Below are 6728 nucleotides of genomic sequence, written 5' to 3' on the forward strand. Positions count from 1 at the left end.
AGAATAAACGTTTTTGCCCACGCAAAAACACCTCCGAATTAGTATTGGTTTGATTATACCATTTCGAAGGTGTTTTTTATTGTCTCATTTTATTGTGTTAGTCTAAATCTTGAGCGATGTTTTTTATTCATATGTTAATTGCTAAGTCAACAGATTATTATTCAAATTCGATCAAGATATCATCCACTTCAATTACCGAACCTTCTTTGACATAAACATCTTTAATTACACCATCGAAAGGCGCTTGAATACTTGTTTCCATCTTCATCGCTTCCGTTGTCAGCAAGTGATCGCCTTTTTTAACCTCGTCACCTTTATTGGAATTTACACTTAAGACAGTTCCAGGCATGGTGGCACCAATATGTTTTTCATTACCTTTTTCGACTTTAGGACGGAATGCAACCGATGAACGGATGTTTTTATCCTTAATGACAATTTCGCGAGTCTGGCCATTGAGTTCAAAGTAAATGACACGTGTACCATCAGGCTTAGGTTCTGATATGGATACAAGGTTGATAATCAACGTTTTTCCTTCTTCTATTTCCACATCAATCTCTTCACCAAGCTTCATTCCATAGAAGAAAGTAGGCGTATCGAGTAAGGACATGTCACCATATTGTTCACAGAATTCTTTATAATCAAGGAATACTTTAGGATACAAAGCATAAGCAATGACGTCTTCATCGGAAGCAGGCTGACCAATTTTCTTCTCAAGCTCTTCACGTAACGCATCAAAATCAACTGGTTCCAACAATTCACCTGGTCGGACGGTAATTGGTTTGCGATCTTTTAAAATCACTTTCTGTAGCTTCTCAGGGAAACCAAGATAAGGTTGACCAATATAACCAGATGCAAACTCAATAACTGATTCCGGGAAATCGATCTGATGGCCTTTTTCATAGACATCTTGTTCTGTTAAGTTATTTTGTACCATAAATAAAGCCATATCACCAACTACTTTTGAGGAAGGCGTCACTTTTACAATATCACCAAACATATCATTTACTAAACGGAAGGTTTTCTTCACTTCATTCCAGCGTTCGCCAAGTCCCACTGCCTTAGCTTGCTGCTGGAGGTTGCTGTACTGGCCGCCTGGCATTTCATGATTGTAGATTTCTGTATGTGGAGCCTTCATTCCACTTTCAAAATCACTATAATACTCTCTGATACCTTCCCAATAGTAAGATAGCTCTTCCACACGCTCAATATCCATTTCTGGTTGACGGTCATGACCCTCTAAAGCATGGAATAAAGTTTGTCCACTTGGCTGGGATGTCATTCCCGCGAGCGGACCGTTGGCAGTGTCGACAATATCCACTCCTGCGTCAATCGCTCTCGCATACATATAAATTCCATTACCACTTGTGTCGTGAGTATGCAAATGGATTGGCAAATCAACTTTTTCCTTTAATGTAGAAATAAGTTGGTATGCAGCTTCAGGTTTCAATAATCCCGCCATATCTTTTATCGCTAAAATATGTGCCCCTGCATTTTCCAATTGCTTACCCAAGTTTACATAGTAATCCAAATCATATTTAGAGCGGCCTTTATCCAACATATTTCCTGTATAACACATCGCGGCTTCCGCTATTTTATTGGATTTCCGAACTGCTTCAATTGCAAGTGTCATTCCTTCAAACCAGTTCAAGCTATCAAAGATCCGGAATACATCTATTCCTCTTTCTGCACTTTTCTCCACAAAGGCATTTATTAAATTATCAGGATAGTTTTTGTATCCTACCGCGTTACTCGCCCGAAGCAGCATTTGAAAGAGAACATTTGGCATTTTCTCTCTTAGTTTTTCTAGCCGTACCCAAGGATCTTCTTTAAGGAAGCGATAAGCAACATCAAAAGTTGCCCCACCCCACATCTCCACGGAGAACAAGTTCGGCTGTATTTTAGCAGTCGGTTCTGCTATTTCCAAAAGATCTTTCGTTCGAATTCGGGTTGCAAGCAGTGATTGATGTGCATCACGGAATGTTGTATCCGTCAATAACACTTTGTCCTGTTCTTTTACCCAATTCGCTAATCCTTCTGGTCCCTGTTCATCAAGTATTTGTTTTGTACCGTTTTCAAAAGGTTGTTGACGATTAACTTTCGGAACAATAGGCTTAGAAAATTCAGGTTTTTCAACTTTTAATGCACCCTCAACACCATTGACAGTGATGTCGCCGATGAAACTCAACATTTTTGTTCCACGGTCTTTCGCTTCTGCAAATTCGAATATTTCCGTTGTTGTATCAACAAAGGTAGTATCATACTTACCTGTAATAAATTTCTCATGATGCATTACTTTCTCAAGGAATGGAATATTCGTCTTAATACCGCGAATCCGAAATTCCCTTAAGTTACGTACCATTTTCTGTATTGCCTGTTCATAGGTTCTTCCCCATGTCGATACTTTTACTAATAATGAATCATAGTGAGGAGTGATGACCGCTCCTGGGAAACCATTCCCTGCGTCCAACCTTACACCGAATCCCCCACCTGTACGATAAGCAAGTATCTTTCCTGTATCCGGCATAAAATTATTTCTCGGATCCTCTGTTGTTACTCTTGACTGTATTGCATAACCATCAACTTTAATGTTTTCTTGGTGTGGTATTTGAATAACATCATCATGCAATTCAAATCCATCAGCAACTAGAATTTGTGTATGTACAATATCAATTCCAGTTATCATTTCCGTTATGGTATGTTCCACTTGAACACGTGGATTAACTTCTATGAAATAAAACTTACCTTCTGAAACAAGAAATTCTACAGTTCCAGCGTTAACATAATCGACATTCTTCATTAAGTCCACTGCAGCATTACAAATTTCGTTGCGCATTTCTTCACTTAAGGACAAACTTGGTGCAACTTCAATAAGCTTTTGATGTCTACGTTGAATAGAACAATCTCTTTCATACAGATGAATAATATTCCCTGCATTGTCTCCCAAAATCTGCACTTCGATATGTTCAGGATTTGTCAGTAATTTTTCAATATAGATTTCATCGTCACCAAAAGCTGCTTTTGCCTCTGATTTTGCTCGATCATATGCTTCAGGAACTTCATCAGCAGAGTTGACAATCCGCATGCCCCTTCCACCGCCGCCAAGCGTAGCCTTAATGATGATAGGATATCCATGCTCTTCGCCAAAAGCCAACACTTCATCTACACTGAATACAGCTCCACTTCCAGGTATAACCGGGATACCAGCTTTAATCGCTTGTTCACGGGCTTTTACTTTATCGCCGAACATGTCTAAGTGTTTGCTTTTAGGACCAATGAAAATAATCCCTTCTTCTTCACAGCGTTTTGCAAAATCAATATTTTCAGACAGAAAACCATAACCTGGATGAATCGCATCAATACCTTTATCCCTAGCGAGTTGAATAATCCCCTCGATATCAAGGTAGGCATCAATTGGTTTTTTCCCTTCACCGATAAGATAAGCCTCATCAGCTTTAAATCGGTGTAGGGAACTTCTGTCTTCTTTTGAATAAATTGCCACTGTCCGAATTCCCAGCTCGGTACAAGCCCGAAAAACTCGGATTGCAATTTCCCCTCGGTTTGCGACTAGAACTTTGTTAATACGCTTTAAATCTCCCATTATTTCCACCTCTATTAATATGTTTTATATTAGTATATTGTGATTCATTTGGGTCTCCTGCTTCACTCTCTCTTTTTCTTACATTCATTGCAATGTTATTTAAAATACCCATTGAGATGAGTAAAACCAGAAGTGACGTACCACCATAACTGACAAAAGGTAAGGTAACCCCTGTAATTGGTAAGATTCCACTGATTGCACCGAGATTAATAAACGCTTGAATTCCCACCATTGATGAGATTCCAATAGCTAGCAGTGCACCAAAACTGTCGGTACACTTCCTTGAAATGAAAATTCCCCTTAACACAATGATTGCAAGTAAACCAATAACGAGCACTACTCCCACAAAACCAAGTTCTTCAGCGATAACCGCCATGATGAAATCTGTATATGCCTGCGTGAGATATCCTAGCTTTTGAACACTTTGTCCAAGTCCTTCTCCTGTTAATCCACCAACTCCGATTGCTACATAAGATTGAATCAATTGGTATCCGTCAGAGTCCGGTGTTTCAAATGGCTTATACGCTCCTGTAAAACGTGAAATTCGTTCATCTGTCACCATGGACGGTGCCGCAATGGCAGCAAGGACAATGCCTATGGCAATTAAAATACCAATATGCTTCCATCGAATCCCTGAACTGATTATGACAGAGCAGGCGATTAAAAATACAATGGAGGCTGTTCCGATATCTGGCTGGATTACGATTAGTCCCACAAAGACACATGTCATAATTAATGGAGGCAATACTCCAATACCAAAACGATCGATGTAGGCTTGTTTTTTGGAATAAACGGAGGAAAGATACATAATTAATGCGAGTTTGGCAAACTCAGAAGGCTGTAAACTCATCGGGCCGATTTGCAACCAAGATTTTGCATTATTAACTTCTGTACCAGCGAATAATAAAGCAACGAGTAGAAGGAGTACAGATAATACAATTATCTTCATGAGCTTTTGGTAGTACTGATATGGGAAAATACTAGTAAAAATAAAAGCTATGAATCCAATTCCAAACCACATTGCTTGCCTTTTCAAATAATATGTACTCTCCACACCGTCCACTACAACCGCTGTTACCATACTAGCACTGTATATCATGACTAGGCCAAACGCTGTAAGAACAAGTGGTGTTATGATTAACGTATAATCATAGTATTTAAGTTTTTGTAACATCTTTCTTCTCCCCAACAGTAGATTTTATTGGAGGGATAAGCTTTAACTTTTTATAAAGTATATCACATTAAAACAAATAGTACATACTATTATAAAAGTTTTTTTATTATCCACATCCTTAATGATAAAACAAAAAAACCTTGCCGAATACTCTAGGCAAAGTTTTTGCTACATGACACACACAAAAAACCATTCACAATGTATTTTGTGATGCTTCATGTAATATATTAAGCTTCTTCTCCAAGTTATCTAGAAGTGCTTTACCTTCATTTTCACTGATCAAGTTCAAGCGCACAGCAAAATCAATCTCCTTTGAGAGACCAAACATTTGAGTATCTAATACTTCTTCGTATACTGGGCACTGTGGAGCCGTTAAATTTTCTATTTGAACTTCGATTAGTCGTAAAATTTTGTCAGCATCAGCCTTTAGAAGGGCATAAGCTTTTTCACGATGATTAACCGTCACCTCTGGAATCAAATATATCCCCTCCGGTAATAAGACTCTTTCTTATATATTAGCTCTTGATTAATAAAATTGCAAACATAATTAAGGGATTTACAGGAAAATATTAGTCTATTACTCATTAGATGAAAATAACGCTTACGTTTGTTATGATTAACAGAGTTAATTCCTTATTTAACAAAAAGATGGATGGGAGAGTTACAACATGCAGATTATACCAGTTTCCGGAAAGGTAAAATTTCCGATTACTCTTGATGCAGGTGTTTGGATATTCGATGATCGAAAGATAAAGTTGGAGGATGCTTTCAATAAAGAAGATCAATTAGAAAATATTGAAGAAAACAAGCACACTTTCAGCTCTGATGAACGATTCAACCGTGAAGTATATGAGGCTACAAATGACAATAAACCAATTCCTCGTAAAGAGGTCGACGAAATATTTAAGAATACATATGTTATGCCTTTTGAACCATTCTATAACAATGTTGAAGTGAGTGACGAAGCTACTGACGCCATTCTCGTTCAAGAAGATGGAAATGAAATTGCCATCTCACTGGACCAACTGAAACAAAGCTTTTTATTGTTCTCCCGCGAAGGGAAACCTTTAAAGGAAGATGGCCCAGTCCATGTTTACTTTGGAGATGGTTCAAATCGGGATAATCCGATTAAGGCAGTAAAGAAAATTATTATAGATTAAGCTTTCAATAATTAATTGCTTACGAATATTTTACTTCATTCTGCTAAAAATAAGCCCAGCAGCTTTATTTTAGGAGGAATGATCATGTATATTCGTAAGTGTTGCTTTTTAATTTTTTGTATGACACTTCTTTTTGGTTGTCAAAATCAAAATGCAGACGAAGCTAAACTTGAAGAGGACAACCAAACAAACAATCGATTCTTACAAGTGGAGAATACAAAAACAAATGAGACAGAGCAATTGTCAAATACAGAAATAGCAAACCATCTCGCTAAAGTCGCGAGTAGCGTACCTGAAGTCAACCAAGCTTCTGCATTAGTAGCCGGCCCATACACTGTAGTTGCGATAGATGTAAATGAAGACATCGACAGATCCCGTGTTGGGTCTATAAAATACTCTGTCTCGGAAGCTTTATATCATGACCCTTGGGGCAAAACTGCTGTCGTAGTAGCAGATGCTGATTTGATGGCAAGATTACGTGGAATGGGTGATCAAGTTCAAGAAGGTTATCCAGTTCGTGGAATTGTTGATGAACTCTCTGCTATAGTTTCCCGTTATATGCCAGAGTTCCCTGTTAATGATGATCAGCCGCAAGAGAACGACGATAACAAGGAAATATTGCCGGACGAGGAACAAAATCAATTAGATGATATACAAGAAGAACAATCAAATCATAGGAAGGAATAATAACGAGGCTGGGACATAACTAGCCGAAAACAGTAATTAAAAAGGATCCAAGCAATCAAAACTTTGCTAGGATCCTTTTTTGAGTCAAATTTATCATTATCGGTCTTTA

The 6728-nt window shown here is 38.1% G+C and carries 5 protein-coding genes; 2 read left to right on the plus strand and 3 right to left on the minus strand.

Translation table 11 applies throughout. The features are described from left to right. Positions 1 to 157: 157 nt before the first annotated feature. The 3 genes from pyc to ACFSBH_RS12915 form a co-directional block, all read right to left on the minus strand. A complete protein-coding gene (gene pyc / locus ACFSBH_RS12905; RefSeq protein ID WP_251514919.1) occupies positions 158 to 3598 on the minus strand; it encodes a pyruvate carboxylase in 3441 nt (1146 codons plus the stop codon). Next, the gene (gene ftsW / locus ACFSBH_RS12910) at positions 3576 to 4772 is read right to left on the minus strand and encodes a putative lipid II flippase FtsW (RefSeq protein WP_251514920.1); all 1197 of its coding nucleotides are present in this window, start codon (positions 4770 to 4772) and stop codon (positions 3576 to 3578) included. Before ftsW ends, pyc begins: the two co-directional genes overlap by 23 nt. A 193-nt stretch (positions 4773 to 4965) precedes the next feature. Then, positions 4966 to 5247, minus strand: coding sequence for an Fpa/YlaN family protein (locus tag ACFSBH_RS12915; RefSeq protein ID WP_251515048.1), 282 nt, complete (start codon positions 5245 to 5247; stop codon positions 4966 to 4968). A 193-nt stretch (positions 5248 to 5440) separates the two neighbouring features. On the opposite strand from ACFSBH_RS12915, the gene ACFSBH_RS12920 reads away from it, so the two are divergent. After that, positions 5441 to 5932 carry a hypothetical protein gene (locus ACFSBH_RS12920; RefSeq protein ID WP_251514922.1) on the plus strand — a complete coding sequence of 164 codons (492 nt, stop codon included), beginning with the start codon at positions 5441 to 5443 and terminating at the stop codon, positions 5930 to 5932. Between the two features lie 84 nt (positions 5933 to 6016). Continuing rightward, positions 6017 to 6619, plus strand: coding sequence for a YhcN/YlaJ family sporulation lipoprotein (locus ACFSBH_RS12925; protein WP_379597897.1), 603 nt, complete (start codon positions 6017 to 6019; stop codon positions 6617 to 6619). Positions 6620 to 6728 lie beyond the last annotated feature (109 nt).

This window comes from Oceanobacillus luteolus, assembly GCF_042678205.1.
Taxonomy (GTDB): domain Bacteria; phylum Bacillota; class Bacilli; order Bacillales; family Amphibacillaceae; genus Oceanobacillus; species Oceanobacillus luteolus.

What these genes read in the sequence shown, in the direction of transcription:
- pyc (WP_251514919.1), bottom strand. Translation starts at nt 3,598, where the DNA reads ATGGGAGATTTAAAGCGTATTAACAAAGTTCTAGTCGCAAACCGAGGG.
- ftsW (WP_251514920.1), bottom strand. Translation starts at nt 4,772, where the DNA reads ATGTTACAAAAACTTAAATACTATGATTATACGTTAATCATAACACCA.
- ACFSBH_RS12920 (WP_251514922.1), top strand. Translation starts at nt 5,441, where the DNA reads ATGCAGATTATACCAGTTTCCGGAAAGGTAAAATTTCCGATTACTCTT.
- ACFSBH_RS12925 (WP_379597897.1), top strand. Translation starts at nt 6,017, where the DNA reads ATGTATATTCGTAAGTGTTGCTTTTTAATTTTTTGTATGACACTTCTT.